Origin of the sequence: Parabacteroides sp. CAG:2 (assembly GCF_000436315.1) — a bacterium.
Taxonomy (GTDB): domain Bacteria; phylum Bacteroidota; class Bacteroidia; order Bacteroidales; family Tannerellaceae; genus Parabacteroides; species Parabacteroides distasonis.
This window is the reverse complement of record NZ_FR885312.1, coordinates 1-25439: the sequence shown is the minus strand read 5'-3', so window position 1 is coordinate 25439 and position 25439 is coordinate 1. Positions and strand designations below refer to the sequence as shown.

At 41.4% G+C, this 25439-nt stretch carries 19 protein-coding genes; 17 read left to right on the top strand and 2 right to left on the bottom strand.

Features of this window, described 5'->3' with window-relative positions; translation table 11 throughout:
• Window positions 1-410, bottom strand: a 410-nt coding sequence (locus QVP94_RS12570) for a response regulator (protein ID WP_288213272.1), incomplete at its 3' end; no start/stop codon positions are given.
• A gap of 883 nt (window positions 411-1293) precedes the next feature.
• On the opposite strand from QVP94_RS12570, the gene QVP94_RS12565 reads away from it, so the two are divergent.
• The 17 genes from QVP94_RS12565 (at window position 1294) to QVP94_RS12485 (ending at window position 24997) form a co-directional block, all read left to right on the top strand.
• Complete coding sequence (locus QVP94_RS12565) at window positions 1294-1839, top strand: RNA polymerase sigma-70 factor (RefSeq protein ID WP_009016548.1); 546 nt, start codon at window positions 1294-1296, stop codon at window positions 1837-1839.
• 74 nt (window positions 1840-1913) lie between these two features.
• Window positions 1914-2843: a FecR family protein gene (locus QVP94_RS12560; protein ID WP_022192748.1), complete on the top strand. Its 930-nt coding sequence runs from the start codon at window positions 1914-1916 to the stop codon at window positions 2841-2843.
• 334 nt (window positions 2844-3177) lie between these two features.
• Window positions 3178-6393: a TonB-dependent receptor gene (locus QVP94_RS12555; RefSeq protein WP_232044547.1), complete on the top strand. Its 3216-nt coding sequence runs from the start codon at window positions 3178-3180 to the stop codon at window positions 6391-6393.
• A gap of 19 nt (window positions 6394-6412) precedes the next feature.
• The gene (locus QVP94_RS12550; RefSeq protein ID WP_022192746.1) at window positions 6413-8170 is read left to right on the top strand and encodes a RagB/SusD family nutrient uptake outer membrane protein; all 1758 of its coding nucleotides are present in this window, start codon (window positions 6413-6415) and stop codon (window positions 8168-8170) included.
• 63 nt (window positions 8171-8233) lie between these two features.
• Window positions 8234-10579 (top strand): alpha-L-rhamnosidase-related protein, encoded by a 2346-nt coding sequence (locus tag QVP94_RS12545; protein ID WP_022192745.1) that lies wholly within the window; start codon window positions 8234-8236, stop codon window positions 10577-10579.
• Between the two features lie 292 nt (window positions 10580-10871).
• Window positions 10872-11417: an RNA polymerase sigma-70 factor gene (locus QVP94_RS12540; protein WP_005867296.1), complete on the top strand. Its 546-nt coding sequence runs from the start codon at window positions 10872-10874 to the stop codon at window positions 11415-11417.
• A gap of 74 nt (window positions 11418-11491) precedes the next feature.
• Window positions 11492-12421, top strand: coding sequence for a FecR domain-containing protein (locus QVP94_RS12535; protein WP_022192744.1), 930 nt, complete (start codon window positions 11492-11494; stop codon window positions 12419-12421).
• 240 nt (window positions 12422-12661) lie between these two features.
• A complete protein-coding gene (locus tag QVP94_RS12530; RefSeq protein ID WP_288213271.1) occupies window positions 12662-14971 on the top strand; it encodes a SusC/RagA family TonB-linked outer membrane protein in 2310 nt (769 codons plus the stop codon).
• Window positions 14972-15132: 161 nt separating this feature from the next.
• Entirely contained in the window at window positions 15133-16431 is a 1299-nt protein-coding gene (locus QVP94_RS12525; protein ID WP_022192742.1) for a site-specific integrase, read from the top strand.
• A gap of 12 nt (window positions 16432-16443) precedes the next feature.
• Complete coding sequence (locus QVP94_RS12520; protein WP_022192741.1) at window positions 16444-17775, top strand: site-specific integrase; 1332 nt, start codon at window positions 16444-16446, stop codon at window positions 17773-17775.
• A gap of 70 nt (window positions 17776-17845) precedes the next feature.
• Complete coding sequence (locus QVP94_RS12515; RefSeq protein ID WP_022192740.1) at window positions 17846-18988, top strand: DUF6043 family protein; 1143 nt, start codon at window positions 17846-17848, stop codon at window positions 18986-18988.
• 236 nt (window positions 18989-19224) lie between these two features.
• Entirely contained in the window at window positions 19225-19578 is a 354-nt protein-coding gene (locus QVP94_RS12510) for a helix-turn-helix domain-containing protein (protein ID WP_022192738.1), read from the top strand.
• 2 nt (window positions 19579-19580) lie between these two features.
• Window positions 19581-20987, top strand: a complete 1407-nt coding sequence (locus QVP94_RS12505) for a DUF3987 domain-containing protein (RefSeq protein WP_022192737.1) — start codon at window positions 19581-19583, stop codon at window positions 20985-20987.
• Window positions 20988-21109: 122 nt separating this feature from the next.
• Window positions 21110-22135, top strand: a complete 1026-nt coding sequence (locus QVP94_RS12500; protein WP_022192736.1) for a DUF6371 domain-containing protein — start codon at window positions 21110-21112, stop codon at window positions 22133-22135.
• A 215-nt stretch (window positions 22136-22350) separates the two neighbouring features.
• The gene (gene mobV / locus QVP94_RS12495; RefSeq protein WP_022192735.1) at window positions 22351-23745 is read left to right on the top strand and encodes a MobV family relaxase; all 1395 of its coding nucleotides are present in this window, start codon (window positions 22351-22353) and stop codon (window positions 23743-23745) included.
• 143 nt (window positions 23746-23888) lie between these two features.
• Window positions 23889-24539, top strand: a complete 651-nt coding sequence (locus tag QVP94_RS12490; RefSeq protein WP_117951653.1) for a master DNA invertase Mpi family serine-type recombinase — start codon at window positions 23889-23891, stop codon at window positions 24537-24539.
• 11 nt (window positions 24540-24550) lie between these two features.
• Window positions 24551-24997, top strand: a complete 447-nt coding sequence (locus QVP94_RS12485; protein WP_241679901.1) for a BREX-1 system adenine-specific DNA-methyltransferase PglX — start codon at window positions 24551-24553, stop codon at window positions 24995-24997.
• A 28-nt stretch (window positions 24998-25025) separates the two neighbouring features.
• Here QVP94_RS12485 and QVP94_RS12480 read toward each other — a convergent pair whose 3' ends face one another.
• A complete protein-coding gene (locus QVP94_RS12480) occupies window positions 25026-25340 on the bottom strand; it encodes a hypothetical protein (protein ID WP_241679900.1) in 315 nt (104 codons plus the stop codon).
• Window positions 25341-25439 lie beyond the last annotated feature (99 nt).

The window sequence follows — 25439 nt, the reverse complement described above, 5'->3', positions numbered from 1 at the left end:
TGCTGATAACCCACCGTAGTCGTCTCGGAGATAATCACGTTCTTATGGACATTCTTCTTGATAGAGAGGAGCAATTGGTTGGGATTTACCGGTTTGATCAAATAATCTGCGATCTTATTTCCGATCGCCTGATTCATGATGCTTTCCTCCTCACTTTTAGTCACCATCACGACCGGCACATTCGGAGCGATCTCCTTGATATGCGACAGCGTCTCCAACCCAGTCAAGCCAGGCATATTCTCATCGAGAAAAATAATATCAAACGATTGTTCCTTACAGCAGTCAATAGCGTCTTGCCCGCTCACCACCGGAACGACCTCATACCCTTTGTCCTGCAAGAACAAGATATGCGGTTTCAACAAATCAATCTCGTCATCAGCCCAAAGTACTCTATCTTTCTTCGCTGCCATATGCTTACCTAGTTTATTTACAAATATATGGATAATCCTCCATATAACAACGAAAGAAACGGGATGTTTCGTATTTGATCTCGTAATTTTCCCAAATCCAGATAAGCGAATAGCCAATGAGGAGATCTTCTTCATCAACTCACGAACAGTACTCTCTCTTACTGACTAAGGTTCAAAAATATCCAATTTATCTACAACATCTACAACTATCCTTGTAATCATCTATCGTTAGACGGTTTAGCCTATGGTGGTAGATAAAAAACATCTACAATTATCAGGCCCTATCTACCATCATTTACTGCTTTTCTGTAAGCGTCTCTGCGTTGCTATCTCTAAACAGAACGATCTCCCCACATTCGCCGTATATCATTATACGGTCTCTTCTTGATATAGATAAAATATTAACATATAAGCTTATACAGTTTTTATTCATGAAAAACTAAAGTTTTATACCGCTAAAACCTTTGTTTTCCGCTTAGGAAACTTTTGTTCCTATATAGGGAAACTAAGGTTTCTTCGGCACGAAACTTTTGTCTTCTGTAGGAGTGAAGAACATAGTTCCCTAGGAACTATGTTCATGACTATTTAGTGCCAAATGCCTTTTATGTTAAAACTCCAAAAGATGAGGCAAATATATTGATTTCTTTTAGCAAAACACAATCTTTTCTATTCTAAATCAATATTGTCTTATATTTTATTGACATAACTATATGGTTTTAGTGCATTAAAATCTCACTGGTTAGTCTAGTTACGCTCTGTAGATACAATATGTGAATTAGAAAGAAGCGTAGTTTGTAAATACCGAATATAGTTCCTAGGGAACTTTGCAGAACTTAGTTTTACTCCAGAAGTCATGTAATCTTATTTTATTACTCAGCTTATAATGGCAAAAGACAATTTTAACATTATTTACGAACGAAACTATCAACGATCGTTCATGTTCGCTAAATCATACGTACATGATGATATGATAGCAGAAGATATCGTATCCGATTCTCTTGTGAAGTATTGGAGACTGATCTCCACCCAAAAAGGAGAAGCAACAGAAGCTCTTTTACTTTCGATCTTGAGAAATAAAGCTCTCGACTACTTACGCCATAAAGCTGTACATGATGCTGCGATCGAAAATCTAGAAGAAATAAAAAAGCGAGAACTAAGCATCCGCATATCCACTTTAGAGGCTTGCGATCCAGAAGAAATTTTCCGGGAAGAGATACGCACAATCCTTCAGCGCACCCTACAATCATTGCCCGAACAAACTCGCAGGATATTCGAGATGAGTCGTTTCGAAAACAAAACAGTGAAAGAAATCGCTATAGAAACCAACCTCACCGTAAAAGGAGTAGAATACCACATTACCAAGACTTTAAAAGTATTACGTATCAATCTAAAAGATTATCTTCCCTTATTCTATTTTCTTTTTTCTTGACTTTTCTCGTTTTTCCACTAGGGATCTATCTTGCAGCATCGTTTATTATTTATAAAGCGAAATTAATAGATACCATGAAGGAATTACTACAACGATACATAAAAGGAGAGGTTTCAGAGAAAGAAAGACTGAAAATAGCATCATGGTTAGACGAAAGCCCTGAAAACATGCGTGAATTTCTGGTTTTACGCAAATTATATGACATTTCACTTTGGCAAGCCAATACAGATAAGACAAATTCCGTAAAGAAAGTACATTATTCCATACGGAAGGTAATGGCCGAAATCTTAAAAATCGCAGCTATCTTTCTAATCGGCTTTTGGGGAAGCAAACAACTGCAGATACAACAATCGAACAAGAAACAAATGCAAACCATTCATGTCCCTGCCGGACAACGGGCAGAGATCACCTTAGCCGATGGTACGCATGTATGGCTAAACTCTCGCTCAACCCTAAAATTTCCTGAACAATTCAGCGCAAACACCCGAAACGTGGAATTAGACGGCGAAGGTTACTTCTCTGTCCGGCACAATGAAAATAGTCCATTTACCGTACATACCCAAAAGCATGATATTCAAGTATTAGGTACAGAGTTCAATGTGAAAGCTTACCATAACACATCCTTGTTCGAAACCGCCCTTTTAAAGGGAAGCGTAAAAATCAGTTCCCCTAATTTAAGAAATGGATTACAACTCAAGCCTAATGAAATCGTTCGTATAGAGAATAGGATGCTCAAGAAATCTACAATTAATAATAGCGACTATTTTAAATGGAAAGAAGGCCTGTTCTGTTTTGAGAATGAATCAATCCAAGATCTAATAAAGAAACTAGAACTTTATTATGATACTACGATTGAGATCCAACGTCCCTCATTGTTGGAACATCACTATTCCGGCAAATTCCGTATTCAAGATGGAATAGAGCATGTATTAAAAGTACTTCAGTTAAAACATAAATTCACATACATTAAAAATGACGATAAGAATCTAATAATCATAAAGTAAGAACAGAATGTTAACCTTATAAATCATGTATGCCTATGAGATAAAAAATATCAAAAAAGAAACGGTATATAAAAACCGGGAAATGCGGCAACACTCCCCGGAAAGAATCAATACCACATGCACTTAAATCATCAGTATCAAATTCAAGAGTTACAAATATATGAAAAATCAAACAAAAAGAGTTATGAAGTTAACTTTTATAACACTATTTCTATCAACCACAGGAATGTTTGCATCTGTTAATTCGCAAAATACACGGGTCAATATCCATGTGAACAATGCAAACACTCAAATTGTCTTAAACGAAATCGAAAAACAAACAGACTATCTCTTTGTGTACGACACAAAAGAAATAGATCTAAATCGTAAGGTTTCCATAGAGGCGCAAAATAAAACCGTAGCAGATGTGTTATCATCTGTCTTTACCCAAACAGACATCTCATATGCGATGGAGGGTAATAACATCATGTTAATGCGAAAAAACACTTCTGTTACACAACAGAGTAACCGGAGAATTACCGGTGTTGTGAAAGACGCAATTGGTGAACCTATCATTGGAGCAAATATCGTGGAGAAGGGAACCACAAACGGTATAATCACCGACATTAACGGAAATTTCAGCCTTATGGTCTCCGAGAACGCCATCTTGCAAATTTCCTATATCGGATATCAGACACAAGAAATCCCGACCAAAGGGCAGACGAACATACAAATTACCATGAAGGATGACGCACAAGCATTGGATGATGTCGTTGTTATCGGTTATGGTACGCAACGCAAGAAAGACGTAGCCGGATCTATCTCTTCCATATCTACGAAGGATTTATCTATTCAATCATCCGGGAATATACAGAACCTTCTTCAAGGTAGGTTATCCGGTGTGTCCGTAACAACTTCCGGCGTAGCTGGCGATGCCCCTGCTATCCGTATTCGAGGTGTCGGAACACTGAATAATAACAGCCCGTTGTATGTCATTGATGGTTTTCCTACAAAAAGCGAGATCGCATCCCAAATAAATCCTTCAAGTATAGAGTCTGTACAAGTACTGAAGGATGCTTCCTCCGCCTCTATCTATGGTTCCCAAGCGGCTAACGGGGTTATCTTAATCACGACAAAGCAAGGTAAAGAAGGAAAACCTACCGTTGACGTAAAAGTAAACGTAGGTGTACAACTTCCTACCAACTTGCCGGAAATGCTAAACTCCCAACAATATGGAGAAGTCTTGTGGAACGCAATGAGAAACGCCGGGTTAACACCACAGCACGACCAATATGGCAACGGAGCTACCCCCGTCATTCCTGATTATATTCTACCGGCAGGAGCCATGGAAGGCCAGGTAGATCTCAGCACTTATAATACCGCAGAAAATCAATTTATGCGCGCTAATAAGATTGGAACTAATTGGGCTGATGAAGTTTATCGCCCCGCACCGACTACAAACATTGATATCAGCGCACAAGGAGGTGGCAATGGGTCTAAATATTTCTTGAGCGCAAACTATTATAAACAAGAAGCTCTTGTAAAATGGGCAGGCTATGATCGCTTCTCTTTACGAGCCAATTCTCAATTTAAGATTTTGAGCTTCGCCACATTAGGCTCAAACCTAAGCGCAACTTACTCTAAATACAAAGGAAGCAAATCAGACCATGAGGCCGTACGTATGGCTCCGCTTATTCCGGTTTACGACGTAGAAGGTAATTGGGCCGGAACAAAAGCTAATGGTTTAGGTGATTCCAAGAATCCGGTAGCCCAACTTTATAATCAAAGAGAGAATTACAATGACAACCTCAACTTGTTAGGTAATTTGTATTTGGATATCAATTTCTTGAAATACTTCCAATTCAAGACAAATGTTGGCGTAAACGTTGAAGATAGCGGCTCCAAAGAGTTCAATCCAAAAACTTATTGGAACAAAGGAGACGCAAATACGCTAGTGAATTCTTTAAAGGAAGTAAGAGGCCGTAAATCAGAATTGGTTTGGAACAATACTTTGACCTTCACGAAAAAATTTCGTGAAACACATAATCTGAATGTTTTGCTAGGTACAGAAGCCATTAGTTCTAAAATAGAGAATCTCTCTGCTTATAGAAGTAATTTTATTATCGAAGATCCCGATTATAGATACCTTGACGCTGGCGAATCCAACAAGGACAATACAGGCAACGCAAATGAATACGCATTGTTCTCTCTGTTCGCACGTGTCAATTATCAATATAAGGACAAATATTATTTAGGGGCTATTATTCGTCGGGATGGGTCCTCACGTTTTGGTGCGAATCATAGATATGGCTACTTCCCAGGGGTAAACGCCGCATGGAGACTTACGGAAGAAAACTTCATGAAAGGGCAAGATATTCTTAGTGATTTGAAAATCAGAGCCAGTTACGGTTTGACAGGAAATCAGGATATCGATAACTACGCATTTGCGTCCATGTATTATACGAATATCTCAACTAGCAGCTATCCTATAGCGGGAGATCCAAACTCTGTCACTCAAGGTATCAGTAAGGAGAGCATTGGTAATCCGGATCTTAAATGGGAGACGACTACACAAACAAACATTGGTATCGACGCAGGTCTTTTTAATAATAAACTGAATTTGTCATTCGATTTCTACCATAAATATACTACCGACATCTTGCAAAGAATTACTTATCCTTCTACCGGAGGAGTGGCAAGTGCCCCATTTATGAATATCGGTGAAATGCAAAATAACGGATATGAATTGAATATCAATTTCCAGAATACGACAGACTATGGTTTCCGGTACGAATTAGGGCTCATTTTGTCCGGATATCGTAATGAGGTAAAGAAATTAGCTTCAAATCAATTCATATCGAACACATATACAAGAACAGAAGTAGGTCATCCGATTTCCTCTTTCTATGGCTATGTGATCGATGGTATTTTCCAAACACAAGGCGAGGTCAACTCGCATGTAGAACAGTCAGACAAAGCAATCGGCCGTTGGAAATATAGAGATGTGAATAATGACGGAAAAATAGACAGCCAAGATAGGGCCTATATCGGTAATCCTCACCCTGATTTCGAGTACTCTTTGAGTTCACGCTTCTATTACAAGAACTTCGATTTGTCTCTTTATATCCAAGGCAGTCAAGGAAATGATATTTGTTTCGCATCGAAAGGCGGTAGGGATGGTCTTGATTTCTGGGGAGATTATTTCAATAAAAGTACCCGTATATTGAATACTTGGACTCCTGAAAACAGAAATGCGGAACTGCCGGAGATCAATATCTTGAATCCAAATGATGAGGCAGGTAAGGTTTCTTCATACTTAATTGAAGATGGTTCTTATATTCGTTTGAAACAATTAGAATTAGGATATACCCTTCCGAAACAAACGCTTTCGAAAATTGGACTCCAGCAATGTCGTGTTTATTTGAATGCGGAAAACTTATTGACATTGACAAAGTATAACAACATTGATCCCGAGGTTAAGAACGGCGATGACAAGAATATGGGTGTCGATTATATGAATAATATGCCACTAGCACGCGTATTCTCCATTGGTTTCAATTTATCATTCTAATACTTAAAATTAAACAAACATGAAAAATCTATTTCATATAGCGAAAAAAACGTTCACATGGGTAACCGTCACGATGGCTGTTAGCCTGTTTAATGGTTGTTCTGATTTTTTGGATAAACAACCATTAGGCAAATTGAATGAGTCTGTATTAACAGATGAAAGTACCGTGAATAAACTCCTTATTGCCTGCTATAGTCCATTAAACGGATTTATCAACGGAGTTTGGGGAATAACAAGTGGGCCGGATAATGTCTTCTATGGAGATATGTGCGCTGGAAATATCCATAAAGGAAGTACTACCGGCGATCAAGGCGAACTGCTACAGATGGAGCGTTATGTCGCTACTGCTGAAAATGGTCGTATCCGGGATAAATGGATACTGGTATATGGAGCTATTGAGCGTTGCAACGACGTACTTCGTATGCTGAATGTTAATAAAATTGATGGCTTATCAGAAGAAAGTGAAATGGAAATTAGAGCAGAAGCCCGTTTCCTAAGAGGATATTATCATTTTGAAGCGAAAAAAATCTGGAACATGGTCCCTTATATTGATGAATACGTAGAAGATCCGCAAAGAAGGGTTCCCAATGACAAAGATATTTGGCCTAATATTGAAGAAGACTTCTCTTTTGCTACCGGAATTTTACCGGATAATCAGAGTGAGCCTGGAAGACCTACGAAAAACGCCGCTAAAACGTTCTTGGCCAAGGCTTATTTATTCCAGCAAAAATACAGCGAGGCAAAAGTTTTATTAGACGAAGTCATCACTAGCGGAAAATATAAGTTACTTGACAATTATTTTGATAACTTCAATGCGGAGCAAAACAATAACGCAGAAGTGGTATGGTCTAACCAGGTAGCGGTAAATGTAGCGGGAGCTGGTTACGATCGTAGCCAACGTGGTTTCGACTTATCTTATCCCAACGCTCCAGATCAACCAAACTTAAGTGGAGCCGGATTCCAACAACCTACTTTCGACTTAGTAAATGCCTATCAAGTAGACGAAAATGGCCTACCCATGATTGACACTTACGCTGACCATGAATTCAAAAACGACCAAGATATCGAATCTAGCGAGGCATGGGAACCGGATATGGAAACCCCTGTAGATCCGAGATTAGACTGGGTCGTTGGTCGTAGAGGCGTTCCATATCATGATTGGGGATTGCACCCGGGAAAAGCTTGGATCAGGGATCAAGTCAGCGCAGGTCCTTATAACCAAAAAAAATGGATTATATTAGAAAACCAACTTGCTACATACGCTTATGACAATACAGCAAAATTTAACGCAATGAATTTCAATATTATTCGATACGCCCAAGTATTATTGTGGGCTGCGGAATGTGAGGTAGAGGTTGGTAACCCTGAGAAAGCAAAAGAATATGTCAATATGATTCGTCAAAGGGCAAAAGACGGATCTTACGTGAGATTAGGAGATGAAGCACCTTTTGGCAATGGTCCAGCTGCCGCCAATTATAAAGTGGATATCTATAAGGATTCATGGGCAGGACTAAGTAAAGATGTATTACGAAAACGTGTACGATTTGAAGAACGCTTGGAACTTGCGTTAGAAGGTCATTTCTTCTTCGATTTGGTACGTTGGGATATCGCTGAGGATTTTTTAAATAAATATGTCGAAAGAGAAAAAAGACATATCCAATATTTAAATGGAGCCGTTTTTGATAAGAACCATCGCTATTACGCTATTCCTCTAACTGAAATAGATAGAAGCTATGTCGATGGTAAACCAACATTGACACAGAATCCGGGATATTAATTATAGTAAGTGTGAGGGGGTATCATAATATCCCCTCCACTTTTATCTACAAAAGATTTGAATATGACGCAATATCTAAAGTCACTTTATCTATGCATTTGTTTACTGGGGGGATTTATATCTTGTCAAACAAATGAAAGTATCACTCAAGATGAGGAGATACAAACAATCATGGAAGGAATCTCGAATCAAGCGGGTCAAGAAAAAAATCCTTATCTGACAGCAGGAGATAAAACCTACATAATAGGTACGCAAGATGGAAACTTCCCTGATCTTGGTGGACATACTCCCGGAGAGATGGGAGGAGTTTGGAATCATTTGATCAAGCTATTAGATGGCTTTTGGGTAAAAATGACAGATAATAAAGGTAATTCTTGTTGGTTGGAAAACGCAATACAATATACGAATTATCCTTTTGGAAGTAAATTTGAGTACGCTCCTTTATTTAATAATAGTATCCGTGTCAATCGTTTCCAATTTTGCCCACAAGGAAAAAATGGTGTTGTTATTACCTATACCATCGAAAATGTATCGGATTCAGAGCAAACGGTCCTTTTTGATTTTGTCGCAAAAACAGATTTGTTGCCTGTATGGTCATCCGGGACAATCGGGTTAAAAGACGCAAATGATGTCGTGAACTGGGATGCCCAAGATGCCATTTTTAAAGCGAAAGATTTAGGTAATAACTGGAACGTGATTTGGGGAGCGGATCAACATACGAGTATTTATCAACTAGATGCTCCTACTTATATAAATACGCAAGGAACGGGTAAAAGTGCCTCTTCTACTTATACGATTACACTTCCTAAGAATCAGGAGAAAAAACTTTCTTTCGTCATTGCAGGATCAAAAGAGAGTGAGGAGGATGCCCTAAAAAGTTACAAAGACATCTTAGCGAACCATTCCGAAATGTTGGAAGATAAAAAAATGTATTACACCCAACTATTAGAGAGAGGACGGATTAACATTCCAGATAAAAAGTTACAAGAGGTTTATAACTGGTGCAAAATCAATACGGAATGGCTTGCGGCAGATATGGAAAGTGCAGGACGCTTTCTGGGAGCGGGCGCAATTGAATATCCATGGTTATTCGGTTGTGATAATTCTTATTCATTACAAGGCCTTGTCGCTACAGGTGACCAAAAATTAGCAAAAGAGACATTGAGAGTTATCAAAGAGATGTCAGAGAAAGCCAATGGGAATGGCCGTATTTTGCATGAAATGGCATTCAACGCATTCGTCAGCCACAAAGGAAATACTCAAGAGACTGCTCATTTTGTCATCGCTGTATGGAATGTTTATAAATGGACTGGTGATAACAAATTCCTTGCAGATATGTATCCTTATATGCAAAAAGGTCTGAACTTCCTTTTGAAAGATATGGATACAAATAAGAATATGTTCCCCGAAGGGTATGGAATCATGGAAGTTAGAGGATTAAATGCGGAATTGATTGATGTCTCTGTTTATACCCAGCAAGCACTGGAAGTTATGTCGCAGATTGCCTTAATAATGGGAGAAGAAGCATTTGCCAGCGAGTGTGCCTCGCAAGCAACCGACTTGAAAGAAAAGATCAACAACCTATTTTGGGATAAGGATTTAGAAATTTATTGTGATTTTTATGGAACGAGAGAGCAAGCCTTAAAAACAACCAAAGGTGCTATCGAGCAGATTCGTAGTACAGAATATAGATGGGATGTTGCCGAGGTTTCTTTACAAGAATATGAGGATAGCAAGAAAAAGCATATCGCAATGTATGAGGATATGTATAAACAATTTGAAGCGTATCCAACCGGTATTATGAAAGGATGGTTAACTAACAAGAATTGGGTAATAAGCACTCCAATAGAAACTCAGATTACCTCAGAAGACAGAGCTATTCGGCAATTGGATAAAGTACGAAAAGAGCATTGCGGCGAATATGGCCCTTATTTATCCGCAGTCGAAAGAGATCGCATGATGACTATCGCAACGGGCGTACAAGCGATGGCCGAATGCGCTTACGGACGTGTAGATGAGGCTTTATGGTATATCAATCGCATCGTCGATACATTTGGCCGTACACTTCCGGGATCAATCAATGAGATGATGCCTGATTATGGCTGCCCTGTTCAAGCATGGACCATCTATGGTATAGCAACACCTTTGATTCGTTATATATATGGCATACAACCAGAAGCCTATAAAAAGACCTTGACCCTAAGTCCTAATTTACCATCAGATTGGGACTTTATTGAAATGAAAGATCTTCCTGTTGGAAATAATAAGATTAATTATAAAGTAAAACAACTGGAAGATGGATTGGAAATCACGTTAGATACAACTGAAAAGGATTGGAGTTACCTATTAAGACCGGTAAAACAACCTATCAAGCGATTTATCGTGAATGGTAAGGAACAACGGATTTAGAGAGAGACGGGGCATGCCCCGTCTCCACATATAGACACCGCCTCATAATAATCTAAAATTAAAGCAGATAGCCCCAACTATTTTGAGTAAATAGAACTTAGTCCGAATTCCGTATTCAAGACCTCTTTCCACTCTAACCTTTTACTATCAATGCGATAAATGGACAACAATCAATTTCTTTCATCCCATATTATACTTGAGATAACTGGAAAGCGGGGAAAATGAAAGTATGATTACTTTAACTATTTTTCTATCAAAAATTCCTACTTTTACCGCTAAATCTGTATTGAAGATGAAAGGAGACGATTTTAATATCATTTATGAACGGAATTACCGACGGTCATTCCTGTTCACCAAATCATACGTACATGATGACATGGTAGCTGAGGATATCGTAGCTGAATCGCTTGTAAAATATTGGCGACTGGTCTCTGCTGGAGAAAACGAGATAACAGAAGCCTTATTGCTCACGATTTTGAAAAATAAAGCTCTTAACTATTTACGCCATAAAGCCATACATGATGCCGCTATTGAAAATTTAGAGGAAATAAAAAATAGAGAACTAAGCATTAGAATTTCCACACTCGAGGCTTGCGATCCGAAAGAGATCTTCTCTGATGAGGTCAATAGGATCATCCACAAAACTTTAAAAAACTTACCAGAACAAACTCATCGAATATTCGAGATGAGCCGCTTCGAGAATAAAACCGTAAAAGAAATAGCGGATGAGACAAACCTCACCATAAAAGGTGTAGAATACCACATAACCAAGGCTTTAAAAGCTTTGCGTATCAACTTGAAAGACTATCTACCCTTATTTTATTTTCTTTTTTCTTAATTTTTTTCATTTTTCCACTAGGGATTTAGCGCACAGCGTTGTTTTTATAATAGTAAATAAATTAACAGACATTCATGGAGCAATTACTACAACGGTACATAAGAGGTAAGGTTTCCGAAGAAGAGAAACTGAAAGTAGTATCATGGCTGGACGAAAACCCTGATAACATGCGTGAATTTCTGGCTTTACGTAAATTATATGATATTTCACTTTGGCATACGGATACAGAGCAAAAAACAATTCATAAAAAATTCATTCCACCAATTCGACGTATCGCAATCGAAACACTAAAAATCGCAGCGATCTTTTTAATTGGAATTTTTGTTACTAAACAATTCGTAGAACAAAAGGTAGAGGATATACAAATACAAACCATCCATGTACCCACAGGTCAGCGAGCTGAGTTAACTTTAGCGGACGGGACACATGTTTGGCTCAACTCTCGCTCGACATTGAAATTTCCTAATAAATTCGGCACAAATAAACGGAACGTAGAACTTAACGGAGAAGGATATTTTTCTGTACATCATGACAAAAAACGTCCTTTTACCGTACAAACCGAAAAATACGCAATTCATGTATTGGGTACCGAATTTAATGTTAAGGCATATCACAACAGTCCTTTATTTGAGACAGCATTATTAAAGGGCAGCGTAGAAATATCTTCCTTAACTATGCCGAAAAGATTACGCCTAAAGCCGAACGAGATGGCGATCGCAAGTCAGGAAGGATTAAATACATCCCATATTCCTGACTACAACTACTTTAAATGGAAAGAGGGATTATTCTGTTTCGAAGACGAGTCGATCCAAAGTTTAATAGAAAAGTTACAGCTTTATTATGATATTAAAATTGATGTTCAACGACCATCCTTACTTCAATACCGTTATTCCGGCAAATTCCGTATCAAAGACGGAATTGACCATGTATTGAAAGTATTACAATTAAAACATAAATTCACTTATACAAAAAATGAAGAGACGAATCTAATCGTGATAAAATAAATATTTAGTCGTTAACCTTTTAAATACAGAATATAGAGAATGAAGACATAACAAACAATTAACAGCACAAATTACACAAAAAGGGAGATGCTGCAACATCCCCCTTCCATAAGTCAGTACCAGACTTGCGAAAATAAATTCATTTAGTACTAACAAATAAGACATTACAAATGTATGAAAAAAATTTGTAACGGGCATTTTATGTCCCCTTTTAACACAGATGACAAAACATTTCGAATAATGAGATTAACATTCATTGCATTATTTGTATTCAGTTTCAGCTTACTCGCATCCGTACATTCACAAACGATGCGCGTCAATATCAATGCTAATAATGAATCTACGCATTCAATTTTAGAACAGATAGAACAGCAAACTGATTATTTATTCATTTATAACACAAATGAAATCGACTTAAACCGTAAAGCATCCGTACACGCTCAGGACCAAACGGTAATGGATGTTTTGTCACAAATTTTCAGAAACACGAATATTGGATATGCGATTGAGGGCAGTAATATCATGTTGATGAAGAAAGATGAAAAAGCAGAACAACAACAGGATAACAATAAGGTCTCAGGAACAATTACAGATAAATCTGGAGAACCTATTATCGGTGCTAACGTCGTTATAAAAGGAACAACTAACGGAACTATTACAGATATAGATGGTAATTATACATTAGATGTTCCTGTTTCTGCCATCTTGCAGATTTCCTATATCGGATATTTGACACAAGATGTTCCTGTAAATGGGAAACAACAAATCAATATCCGTTTAGTAGAAGATACACAACAATTAGACGAGGTGGTAGTGGTTGGCTACGGTACACAAAAAAAAGGGGAATTAACCTCATCTATTTCCAGCATAAAAAGTGAAACATTCATTCAAGGTTCAGTGCAAGACGCAGCCCAGTTGCTTCAAGGAAAGGTTGCTGGACTTGGCATTGTCATGCCAAATGGTGATCCGACGTCTTCATCCCAAATTGTATTGCGTGGTATCGGCTCACTAAAAGGAGACCGAGTTCCATTAGTTATTGTCGATGGAGTTCCGGGTGATATGAGCACTGTTGCACCAGAAGATATCGAAAGCATAGATGTTATAAAAGACGGCTCAGCCGCCGCTATTTATGGAACTAGAGGAAATAATGGTGTTATTTTCATCACCACAAAAAAAGTGAAAGGAGAGATACCTGTAACTATTGATATTCAAGCTTATGTCACTACCCAGCAAATCAAAAAAAGATTAGATATGATGGATGCCGATCAATACCGTCAATTAGTAAAACAAGGGAAACCCGGCGCTATTGATTATGGTTACGACACAGATTGGCTAGACCAGATATTAAGGACTCCTATTTCTTACGTAACTAATGCCAGTCTACGCGGAGGTAATCGCAACTCTAATTATATCGCAAACATAAACTATAAGTCTGGCCAAGGCATTATCAAACGCTCAGACAATAGAGTATTAACCACACGATTGGAAATCAACCATTCTATGTGGGATAATTTATTAAAGTTTAATTTAAACATCATGGGTAAAGAACAAAAATATACAGCCTTAGGAGATGGCAAAAGCTTCAATGGGGAAATTTACCGAAATGCGTTAATCAATATTCCAACTGAACGTCCGAAAGACGATAACGGAAACTGGATTGAACATCCGACAATGAACGGATATATGAATCCGGTAGCTGCGCTATATGAAAGTAATGGCGAGAATAAAAGTACCCAATTACGTACATTCGGAACCGTTACATTGACTCCCATGGATGAATTTTTCGTAAAAGCATTAGTGTCGAGAACCTCTTATAATCAAACCCGCGGATATGCTGAAACTAAAAAACACATATCAACTGTCCGTAATGGCAAAAATGGGTTTGCTTCTCGTGGAACAACAGCTTCTATCGATAATCTGTTAGAGATCACAGCCCAATACAAAAATAATTTTGGTGCTCATAATCTTACTGGTTTAGCGGGTTATTCTTATCAAGACAATACCTATGAAAATTATTGGATGCAAAACTGGGATTTTCCATCCGATCAATATAGCTATAATAATATGGGGGCTGGAGCTGCCTTAAAAAGAGGAGAAGTTGAGGAAAAGTCTGAAAAAAACAAGTCTAAGTTAATCGGTGTATTTGCTCGTATCAACTATAGTTTCAATGATCGTTATTTAGCATCTGTCAGTATCCGTCATGAAGGAGCTACACAATTCGGAGCTAATTATAAATGGGGAAATTTTCCTGCCGTATCCGTAGGTTGGAATATACATAATGAGGAATTCATGAGCTCCTTACATTTTATCAGTAGTTTGAAAGCTCGTTTAGGTTTTGGTGTAACGGGTTCCATTCCTGAAGATCCATATATGTCATTAAGCCGCTTGACCAGCGATAAGAATCTCTATACTGGTTCTGGCTGGCTCCCTTCATTAAAACCTTCAAGTAACGCAAATCCAAACCTGCGTTGGGAAAAAAAAGAAGAGTGGAACTGCAATATATGTTTTGATAACGGATTGGGAAAGTCGAAAATGAAAAGAAAAGCATAACAAGAGAAAATATAGTCACTAATATACAGCGTTTTATGTGGTATCACTTTCGGGACACGCTCTTTAATTTGTCTTAATCCGCTACAAGTTTTTTCGGGATGTATGGGAACATATACGGGAATTTATTTACCTTTGCAATGTGAATCAAAAACGCATTGCCGATGAAAGTTTCCGTCTATCTGAAAAAGAGCAGTTCCTCGACCTCGAACATCTGTTTCCGTGTCCGTGAGAAGAACGTGGATATAAAGGTTGTTTCGCCTCTTTTAGTCCATGACAAGTACTGGGATTCCGATACCCTCAGTTACAAGCGCACGACAGCCGTACCTGCCGTTGAACAGAAACAGTTGCCCGAACAGATTGCCGCCATCATCGAGAAAGTAGAGAAGACCTTTTCGGACAAGGCAAACAGCGCATGGCTAAAACAGACCATCGAGGATGTGCTGTACCCTGCACGGGCTTTCGAGCGCAACCATCCGAATCTAATATGCCGCATCCATGAATATCTGGAAAAGTTTGACGGTGCGGACAGAACCAAGGAACATATTATCCGCTTCGAGCGCAAGATGATACGTTACCATGAATATCAACGTGAGATATTAGGTAATACCGATTTCACCCTCTTTGTTGAAACCGTCACACTGGAGCAGATGAACAGTTTCCGTGACTATGTGTCCAACGAATACCTGTTGCGCCAGCAGCATCCTGATTTCTATGCCGGGCGTATGTTAATCAACCATGCTCCAAGACCATTGTCGAATACGACCATCATCAACACGATGAACCTCTTCTGTACCTTTCTCCACTGGTGCAAGAAAATGAAGTATTCCGACAACGAGGTATATGAGCTTTACGGATGCAAGGAACCGACTTATGGTGATCCGTTCTATTTGATATCCGAAGAAAGGAATATCCTGTACAATGCGAATTTGGGCGGCTGTCCGAAACTGGCGGTTATCAGGGACATATTCGTGTTCCATTGCTATGTAGGATGCCGTGTAGGGGATTTGTACAGATTGACGAGAGACAACATCAAAGACGGATTTCTGGAGTATATGCCGCAGAAGACAAAGAAGTGTCAGGCAAAAACGGTCAGAGTACCGTTGCATGAGAAAGCATTGAAAATACTGGAACGCTATGAATCAAGTACGGGCAAGCTGTTACCGTTCAAGCCCATACACCAGTACAATCTCGGCATACGGGAACTGTTGAAGCATTGCGGCATAGACAGGATGGTGACTATCCTTGACACGCACGGCTACAATACCGTGCAGAAACCATTATATGAGGTAGCCACCAGCCACACAGCACGAAAGACTTTTGTAGGCAACCTGTACAAACAGGTTCCCGACCCCAATCTGATAGCATCCATGTCCGGGCATGTGGAAGGTAGCCGTGCATTCAACCGCTACCGCACGATTGACGATGAGATGAAACGCAAACTTGTGGAAATGATAAACTAAGGAGGACGCATAATGAAAGTTACCGCATTTATAAGAAAGACCGCTGCAAAGAATAATGTCACCGACCAAGCACGAGTCTATTTCAGAGTCCGTGACGTGGGAGGCGTTGACATCAAGGCTGCGAGCGAACTCTCCATTAACCCCAACCACTGGAGTGCGGAACGGCAGGGGTACAAGCCACGTGTCGCATTGGTGTCGGAAGATAAACGGATGGGCTTTGAAAAAGACATCCAAAACATTACGCACCTTATTGCCGAGAAATACCATCGTGGAGTGGACGGCAACTGGCTGAAAGGACTTATCGAGGAATACCACCACCCGAATATCAACTTCCGCGGCGGCAATCCGGCAGACGAGTATCTGCTATCTTACCAGATACAGAAGTACATGGACGAGACACCTCTTGCCGCAGAAAGCTGGAAGCACCATCGGGACAATCTGAAAAAGGTGCTGCGTTACGAGCGTTTCCATCAGGAGGTCATGCACCAGCGGGGCTTCCATCTTTGTATAGATTCCATTACTGCTGACGACATCCGTGATTTCAAGTTGTGGATGCAGGAAGAGTACAGGTATGTGGAAATGTATCCCGTATTCTATAAAGACGAGCTACCCCGTGATGTAGCCCAGCAACGCTCCGAGAACAGCATGTCGGGGACACTCTACCGCATCCGCACCGTCATCAAATGGTGTATCAAACGGGGGCTGACAAGAAACAACCCTTTTGACCAGTACCAGATAGCCCAGCCCATGTACGGCGACCCGTTTTACCTTACCCTTGAAGAAAGGGATAAGGTCTATTATGCCGATTTAAGCGGTTTGGGCAATTCCTATCCGGTCTATCGGGACATATTCATGTTCCAGTGTCTGATAGGTTGCCGTGTAAGCGACCTGAACAGACTGACCAAAGCCAATGTCGTGGACGGTTGCGTAGAGTACATTCCGCAGAAGACCAAAATGGAGCACGCCAACACAGTCCGTGTCCCTCTCAACCAAAAAGCTTTGGATATATTGGAAAGGTATAAGGATTTGGAAGATGCACTGCTTCCCCGGTTCTCGCACTTCGGCTATAACAAGAAGATAAAGGAGATTCTTAAATATGTGGGCATTGATCGCATGGTCAGAGTACTCGACCCGAAAACGCGCGAGGATGTGGCACGACCACTATTTGAGGTGGCGACCACCCACACGGCACGAAAGACCTTTATCGGCAACCTCTACAAGCAGGTCAAAGATCCGAACCTGATTGCTTCCATGTCAGGGCATTCGGAAGGAAGCCGCGCCTTTGCCCGTTACAGGCATATCGATGACGAAATCAAGAAAGAACTGGTAAACCTGCTGGATTAGAATCACCTGTTCATTGTATTTTATTCTTTCCCTATGTTCCACTTATAATCAACTACTTGCAGATAACACTATGACTGAATCCCGATTGACATACGACCAATTCAAGGCTGACATTCTCCAGTGGAAGAACAGCCACAGGGAAGAATACAACCGCTTTGCGCGTCTGATGACAAACGGGGACGAGAGGCAATATCTCTCCATCTGCCGTGCCATCTTCAAACAGCTGCCCAAAGTCAAGGCGGAATGGGAATTGTGCTGGGGCGATGACAGTGTGGAAAATTTTGACAGCATAAGCCTGCTGTTCAGTGAAGAATCCGTCCCGGAACAGATTGTTGAAGCATTCCAAAAGCAGAGGGAAGAGAATAATTCATCTGACGGAATTTCATCGTCCGCTTGGAGCAAAGTCAAATCCTTTTTTAGAAGCAAGTCCAAAAGACATGGCATCATCCTTTCCGCACCGCTTGTACTGAGCTGGCTGTATTACGGAAAGAGTTTCGAGGCAATGGTCGGTATGGTCAGCAAACAATCAGCCAATCCTAAAGCGGACAGAATGGACAGGCAGAGCTGTTCTTGGGTAGCCGAACAGATTATACAGGTATCCATCAAGAACGGCTTCCGAACCCAGGCTGACTGGGACAGATACTTTTCCATGAACAGAGCCATTGAAAATGGAACCATTGGTGAATGGGCGTTGCAATCCGCAACAAATGAGAATGTAACCAACAATATGACAGACGAACCTGAACAACAGCAACAGCACACGACAAAACAAGCTAACACAGAATACTTTGGCGACATGCCAATAAACGATGCCCCAAAATCAAGAGGTCGGCAGAAAGCAAAGGAAATGCCCCTTGTAAATTATCTCAACTGTGCCAATAAAGACATTGTCATTGATATTATCCGAAAATTCATCTCAAAATATGATACGGCCGCGGAACAGGCTCTAACCTACTATGCCTTGAATGAACTTGGACTGCTAACAGACATAGGTAGTGCGAAAGAGTATGCAACTGCGCTCATCATTCAATTTGATGGCGTGGGTGGAATTAAGAGCGAAAGTTCCTATCGTCAGGCTATCCACCTGTTGACTACAACGCAGCACGTTATGAAAAACGGAGTGAATAGAATGTGCGTAATGCTAAATGGTGATTCCTGTCAGACATTACTTTCTGAGCTTAAAGCCGAACTTACCGAAGCCGTTAATAGATAGCTGCCAATCCACAGGAAATGAAGTAAAATAAGCCCATTTTAGTGTTGTCATAATTGTCTTTTTTGTCATGACAAATATGCCAACTCGTTTTATTTCAATCACTTTTAATTCACCTATACCTTTGCACCGTCAATCCTTTCCCGAGGTTTGGCGGTGCTTCGCTTTTATAAGCCATCGGAAGCGGGGCATCAGGGAAGATTCAGATGGTCATTGTAAATTCCAAAACAAATGATTTTATGATTACCATAGAAAGTCTGGTCGATATGGGAGCCAACGTGAAACTGGAAGTCACTCCCACAGACCTCAAGATGTTTGCCGAATCAATCATCCAGCGTACTATTGTGGCGCAGCAGGAAGAACAGAAGGCTGCGATGCAGCGTGAAGCGGAAGAGACATACCTGAATACAAAACAAGTCCGCGAGTTGCTGAACGTCTGCGAAGGCACGCTCAACCTGTGGGCGAAACGTGGTTACCTTGTCCCCGTCAAAGTCGGCAACAAGAATATGTATGCCAAATCCGACATCCGCAGGGTACAGACCGGAGGCAAGTCGGAAAGTGTGATATCCTATTGCAAACGAAAGGAGAAGTGATTATGGGTATCAGACAACTGGATATATGCAACAGGGTGATGGCACAGGCGCAGGGCATTGCGGAATCGGATTTCCCGATTGACGCTTTCCCTGCCAAAGTCCAGTCCGTCATCCTTGGCATGGTGCGCCACGAGAACTTCAAGGTGGAGTATCTTGCCACAGCCATGCTGTCGGCTACGGCTTCCGCGTTGGGTAATACCTACAATATCCGTGTAAAGGGACAATGGACAACCAATGCCGTCCTTTATATCATCATGGTGGGGCGACCGGGACTAGGCAAGACACCGCCGCTTGAAGCCGTATTCCGGCCGCTCCGCAAAAGGGATTGCCGGGCACTGGAGAAATTCAAGGCTGAAATGGCCGCCTATCAGAATACAATGAAAGAGAGCAAGGGCAACAACGGCATGGACAGGCCTGTATTGAGAAGAACCATCGTGTCCGATTTCACGCCCGAAGCCCTGATGCTTGCCCATCACAACTGTCCCCGTGGCATAACCATACTTGCGGACGAGATTATGGGCATGTTCAATTCCGCCAACCGCTACAACAACGGGCAGTTGATAGAGCAACTTCTGTCCGCATGGAGCAACGGTGCCATAGATGTGACCCGTGTCAGCAATCCCATTCCCATACACATTGAGAATCCCTGCATCAACATGGTCGGCACGACACAGACCAGGCGTGTGCATGAGTTGCTCAAAAAGGGATACGAGGATAACGGGCTGCTTGACCGCATCCTGTTCGTGATGCCCAAGTCGTATCTGGTGCCACGGTGGACGGAAAGCGAAGATGAGGATACCGGGAGCAATCCGACATCAGCATGGAGGACATGGGAGGCAATCATGGGAAAGGTTTTCTCCCTTGACTATGAAGTGAATGATGAAGGGAATATCCCTCATCTGATAGGCATGGAAGCGGAAGCGAAAAGGGTTTTCTTCAACTGGCACAACAATACGATCGAACGCATCAATGCCATCAGGGATGAAGCCCTTGTGGAATCTCGCCCCATGAAGAGTCCGGTACAGGTGGCGCGTCTGGCACTGGTTCTCCAAGCCTTGTCTTATGCCTGCGGCGAGAGCCATCTGCAATTCGTGACAACGACCGCCATCGAAGGTGCTATCCGGCTGAATGACTATTTCGAAGGTTCTTACAGGCGCATACGCGAATATGTGGCAAACGATGCCTGTGACGAGCCATCGCTGGAATTGCTCGCCCTGCTGAAAGATACGTTTACCACAGCCGAAGCCCTTGATGCCGGAAGACAACTTATGGTAACAGAGCGCACGGTGATGAACTATCTTAGGAATCTTGCCAGAAACAGGCTTGTCCACAAGGTCAGGCAGGGAGTCTACGAGAAAGTGTCATATATATCGGTAGAACAGACAGAGGATGAAAACTGCAATGTGTAACCCCCGTTTGCAGCTTTCAGTATGTTCAGTTTTTCAGTTTCGGGATGGAACATACCGTCAGTTCCTGCAAAACTGAAAGGACTGAAGACTGAAATTACTGCAAATCCATTTCAGAAATCATCATGGAGAATTATCGTTTTCATCTTGAAAAATATCATCGGGGCAGCAAGACAGCGTGCCCCGAATGCAGGCGCAAGGCTTGTTTCACCCGTTATGTCGACGAGTCGGGAGATATTACCTTTCCTTCTCATGTCGGCAAATGTGACCACGAGAATAGCTGTGGTTATCACTACACACCAAAGGATTTCTTTCGGGAGCATCCTGATGAATCGGAATCATTCAGACAGGAGTGGAAACCGCAAGCCGTAACTCCAAAGAAGCCAGTCAGTCCTCCGTCTTTTATGGATTCGGCAGTCATGCAGCGTTCCCTGTCACACTATGACATCAACCCGTTGTGCACATTCCTGTCCGACACGATTGGCAGAAGCAATGCCGAAAGGCTCTTCAAACTTTATCAGGTCGGGACTTCCAAAAAATGGAACGGTTCGGCAGTATTCTGGCAGGTGGATTCCAACGGACAGGTACACGCGGGTAAGATTATGGGGTACGATGCAAAGACCGGGCATCGGCTGAAAGTTCCTCATCCGCATGTGTGCTGGGGGCATACCGAACTGCGTCTGTCCGGCTTCAACCTGTGCCAGTGTTTCTTTGGCGAGCATCTTCTTGTCCGCTATCCCGACAAGACAGTTTTCATTGTGGAAAGCGAGAAGACGGCACTCATCGCAGCCCACTTCATGCCAGACGGCTTGTGGCTCGCAACCGGAGGAAAGAACGGCTGTTTCAACGAAAAGTCCGTTCGTGTACTGGCGCATCGGGATGTGGTGCTGTTGCCAGACCTTGGTGCAACGGAGCAGTGGCGGCAGAAGACTTCCCTACTTGCCAATGTCTGCCGGTCCGTATCGGTCAGTACGGTACTGGAAGATATGGCAACCGATGAACAACGTGCCCGAGGATTGGACATTGCGGATTTTCTTCTGATGGAGGATACCCCTCAGATGATACTTCAACGGATGATTGACCGTAACCCCGTCTTGCAGACATTGATTGACGAACTTGGGTTGGAATTGGTGGATGCAGAACAGATATGATAATTGGATGGATTGGACAGCTCGCTGTCCTTGAAAAAGGGTTTGTAAAATCCCGTAGCTTATTAGGGCATTTTCCCTGCAATCACTCTACGAGTGGCAGTCAAAAAGCCCATAAACGGAAAGATACCCTCCCAGCACCCATGTCTGCCTGTGGCACATTGACGGGATTTTACGAACCATAACACAGAAATAATAATCGCAAAAACGCAAAAAATATGAGTAATACACAATATGCAGTATGTCACCTGCAACGTGGCAGCGGTAATGACTCCGGCATGTCATGCCATATAGAAAGAAAGGATGCCAAAGGCAAGGTATATGTTCCGACCAATGCCGATGCGAACCGGACATCACAGAACCGGGAACTGCTTACGTTTCCAAATGGAGTAGCCAATCGCACGGAAGCAATCCAATACCGCATCGACACTGCTGGACTGCACCGCAAAGTGGCCAAGAACCAGACAAAAGCCATCCGCATTATTCTGACCGGAACACATGAACAGATGATGAAGATTGCCCAAGAAGGGAAACTGGGAAATTGGATAGATGCCAACCTGAAATGGCTTCGGGAGACCTTCGGCAGTGAAAATCTTGTTTCATGTGTACTGCACATGGATGAGAAGACTCCGCACCTGCACGCTACCGTCGTGCCTATCGTTACTACCGAACGTCTCCGCAAGAAGCGTGAGGGCGAAAAGAAGTACGAGACGAAATCCGGACCGAGACTTTCTGCTGATGACGTGATGCGGCGGAGCAAGCTGCACGAATACCAGAACAGCTATGCCGCAGCCATGAAACCGTTCGGGTTGCAGCGTGGAATAGTCGGTTCCACCGCCAAACATCAGGCAAATTCGGAATACTATAAGCAACAGGTAAGTCGGTACGAGGAAGACATTGCCAGATTGCAGGCCGACATTGAGAAAGCGCGAGAGGGCAAAAATACCATTCTATCATGGTTCGGGAAAGGTGATCTTGCTAAGGCAAAGAAGGAACTAGGAGAAAAGGACGAGCTGATAGCCAAACTGAAAGGTCAAATCCAAATACTCACAGCAGAGAAAGAGCATCTACAGGAGCAACACAAATCCGACATCGAACAACTGCGAAACGGCTATCAGAAAGAGATAGACAAAGCTATCCGTAGGGCGGAAACGGCAGAGCGGCAATCGAAAGAAAAAGATGCCGTCATCGACAAACAGAAGCAACACATTGACCAACTTGACCGCAAAGCCAATCCTCACAGATACCAACTTTCATCCGGCGCGGAACTGGTACATTACATCATTCCAAATATGAGGAATCCGTCCATTCATATTTGGACGAAAGTTGGCAATGAAGAATATGACACAAGGACTTATATAGAATATTTCAGTGATATATGGGAACGGTTTAGCAAGGACGAAGCTACCGTTTACGAGCTCATCAATGAAGTATTTGAGCCACAGGAACAGGTCAATGAAGCACAAGCTAATCTTCTTGGAGCAGCCTTTGAACTTGTAGCAGGTGGTCAGGCACAAGTACATGTCGGAACAGGCTCCGGTGGCTCGTCTTCTGAACTTCCTTGGAATAATAAAGATAAATACTCCAATAAACAAACAACCACAAGACGATGATCAAAAAAACAGGTAAGGTCTGGAGTTTTATAAAAGTAGTACCTACGAGAACATCAATTTGTATAAAAAGCAGGCTAGTATCAAAAAATAATATCTCTAAAACCTTTGTTCTTCAAAACAAAAGAGGTATCATATACCTAAAAATGGTATATGGCTACATCCGCGTTTCCACCGACAAGCAGACGGTGGAAAACCAACGTTTTGAGATAGAGCGTTTCTGCAAAAAAGAAGGATTGACGATAGATGGCTGGATAGAAGAAACTATCTCTGGTACAAAGAACTATTCTAAACGGGCACTCGGCAAGCTTCTAAACCGAATTGTCAAAGATGATTTGATAATCTGTACAGAGTTATCTCGTCTTGGACGCAACCTCTTTATGATTATGGAAATACTCAATATCTGTATGACAAAAGAGAGTCGCGTTTGGACGATTAAAGATAATTACCGTCTTGGCGATGACATTCAAAGCAAAGTACTTGCTTTTGCTTTCGGACTATCCGCAGAAATAGAACGTAACTTGATTTCTCAGCGGACAAAAGAAGCCCTTGCTCGGTTAAAAAAGGAAGGACATCAAGTCGGTAGAGGTCAAGGTCAACGCAATAAGCAGTTGAACGCAAAATGTGTGGCAAAGCACAAATACATAGAGGGTCAAATGGCAAAAGGGATAAGCGTTCCGCAGATAGCTAAGAAATTGAAAATTGCAAGGGGTACACTATATCGATATTTGGCATATACCGGATTGAGAACTCCAACAAAATCAAGGAATGGCAGATGGGAGCGTGGTATCTATTAACCGTCCGTTTTTTGAAGACTAATTCCGGCAAGAAAGGGGAAGGTATGCCCGTTGTTCGTAACCCTCAATTCTATTTTAGGGAGGGTTTTTGTTGGATAGATGTCAACTCTACATACCTTAAAGCCAGAATTAAAGCAAATGGCGTTTTTGATGTTTTGAGTATGAGCCTATTCACAATGACAAACCTTCCTGACTGGTACTATGTAGCCCTAATAAATTCAGAATTTATTAGCCTATATGTTGACAATTTTATCAACAACACTTCTCATTTTCAGATAAATGACGCACGGCAGCTACCTATAGTAATCCCACAAAAGAAAATATTTGAATCATTGCAAAAATTAGTTGCCGATTGCATCAGCCTCAAAAGAACAGCAGTGATTGATGAAATCTTAATGGAAGAAAAACAATATGAACTTGATAGATTGGTTCGTTTATTGTATGGAGTAGAGGATTAATGGATATCCTCTACTCCATTCTCTGTATCTATAATTGATATATGCTCTCAACTATTAAATCATTGGCTCTTTCCACAGCATTGAGTTCTTCTGAAATATCTAAATCTGTCGCAATTCCTTTTGCAACAGACCGTTTCAAGTCAAATGCTTTATCAAAGAGGCGTTTACATTCATATAGTTGCTCAATAGTTGGTATCATAATAGGGATAAGTTTTGCATCACCAGTAGTACAATGAGATGTTGAATTTACAAGATTATCTACATAAAATGCAGCAAATCTTGAATTCATAATCGAAATAAGGTAATACTCTGGTGTTTGTTCTGTACATGAGAAAAAACTCATGCTTTCGGTACTTTGAACGGTCTTTTCTTTCTTCTTACATTTCATGTATGTAGTCAAAACATTATTCCAACAAAAACCCTCCCTATACTAAACCAAAGA

Coding starts and splice junctions, on each gene's coding strand:
- QVP94_RS12500 (WP_022192736.1), top strand. CDS start 21,110: ATGGAGAATTATCGTTTTCATCTTGAAAAATATCATCGGGGCAGCAAG.
- QVP94_RS12535 (WP_022192744.1), top strand. CDS start 11,492: ATGGAGCAATTACTACAACGGTACATAAGAGGTAAGGTTTCCGAAGAA.
- QVP94_RS12565 (WP_009016548.1), top strand. CDS start 1,294: ATGGCAAAAGACAATTTTAACATTATTTACGAACGAAACTATCAACGA.
- QVP94_RS12525 (WP_022192742.1), top strand. CDS start 15,133: ATGAAAGTTTCCGTCTATCTGAAAAAGAGCAGTTCCTCGACCTCGAAC.
- QVP94_RS12510 (WP_022192738.1), top strand. CDS start 19,225: ATGATTACCATAGAAAGTCTGGTCGATATGGGAGCCAACGTGAAACTG.
- QVP94_RS12515 (WP_022192740.1), top strand. CDS start 17,846: ATGACTGAATCCCGATTGACATACGACCAATTCAAGGCTGACATTCTC.
- QVP94_RS12550 (WP_022192746.1), top strand. CDS start 6,413: ATGAAAAATCTATTTCATATAGCGAAAAAAACGTTCACATGGGTAACC.
- QVP94_RS12480 (WP_241679900.1), bottom strand. CDS start 25,340: ATGAGTTTTTTCTCATGTACAGAACAAACACCAGAGTATTACCTTATT.
- QVP94_RS12505 (WP_022192737.1), top strand. CDS start 19,581: ATGGGTATCAGACAACTGGATATATGCAACAGGGTGATGGCACAGGCG.
- QVP94_RS12530 (WP_288213271.1), top strand. CDS start 12,662: ATGAGATTAACATTCATTGCATTATTTGTATTCAGTTTCAGCTTACTC.
- mobV (WP_022192735.1), top strand. CDS start 22,351: ATGAGTAATACACAATATGCAGTATGTCACCTGCAACGTGGCAGCGGT.
- QVP94_RS12540 (WP_005867296.1), top strand. CDS start 10,872: ATGAAAGGAGACGATTTTAATATCATTTATGAACGGAATTACCGACGG.
- QVP94_RS12490 (WP_117951653.1), top strand. CDS start 23,889: ATGGTATATGGCTACATCCGCGTTTCCACCGACAAGCAGACGGTGGAA.
- QVP94_RS12520 (WP_022192741.1), top strand. CDS start 16,444: ATGAAAGTTACCGCATTTATAAGAAAGACCGCTGCAAAGAATAATGTC.
- QVP94_RS12545 (WP_022192745.1), top strand. CDS start 8,234: ATGACGCAATATCTAAAGTCACTTTATCTATGCATTTGTTTACTGGGG.
- QVP94_RS12560 (WP_022192748.1), top strand. CDS start 1,914: ATGAAGGAATTACTACAACGATACATAAAAGGAGAGGTTTCAGAGAAA.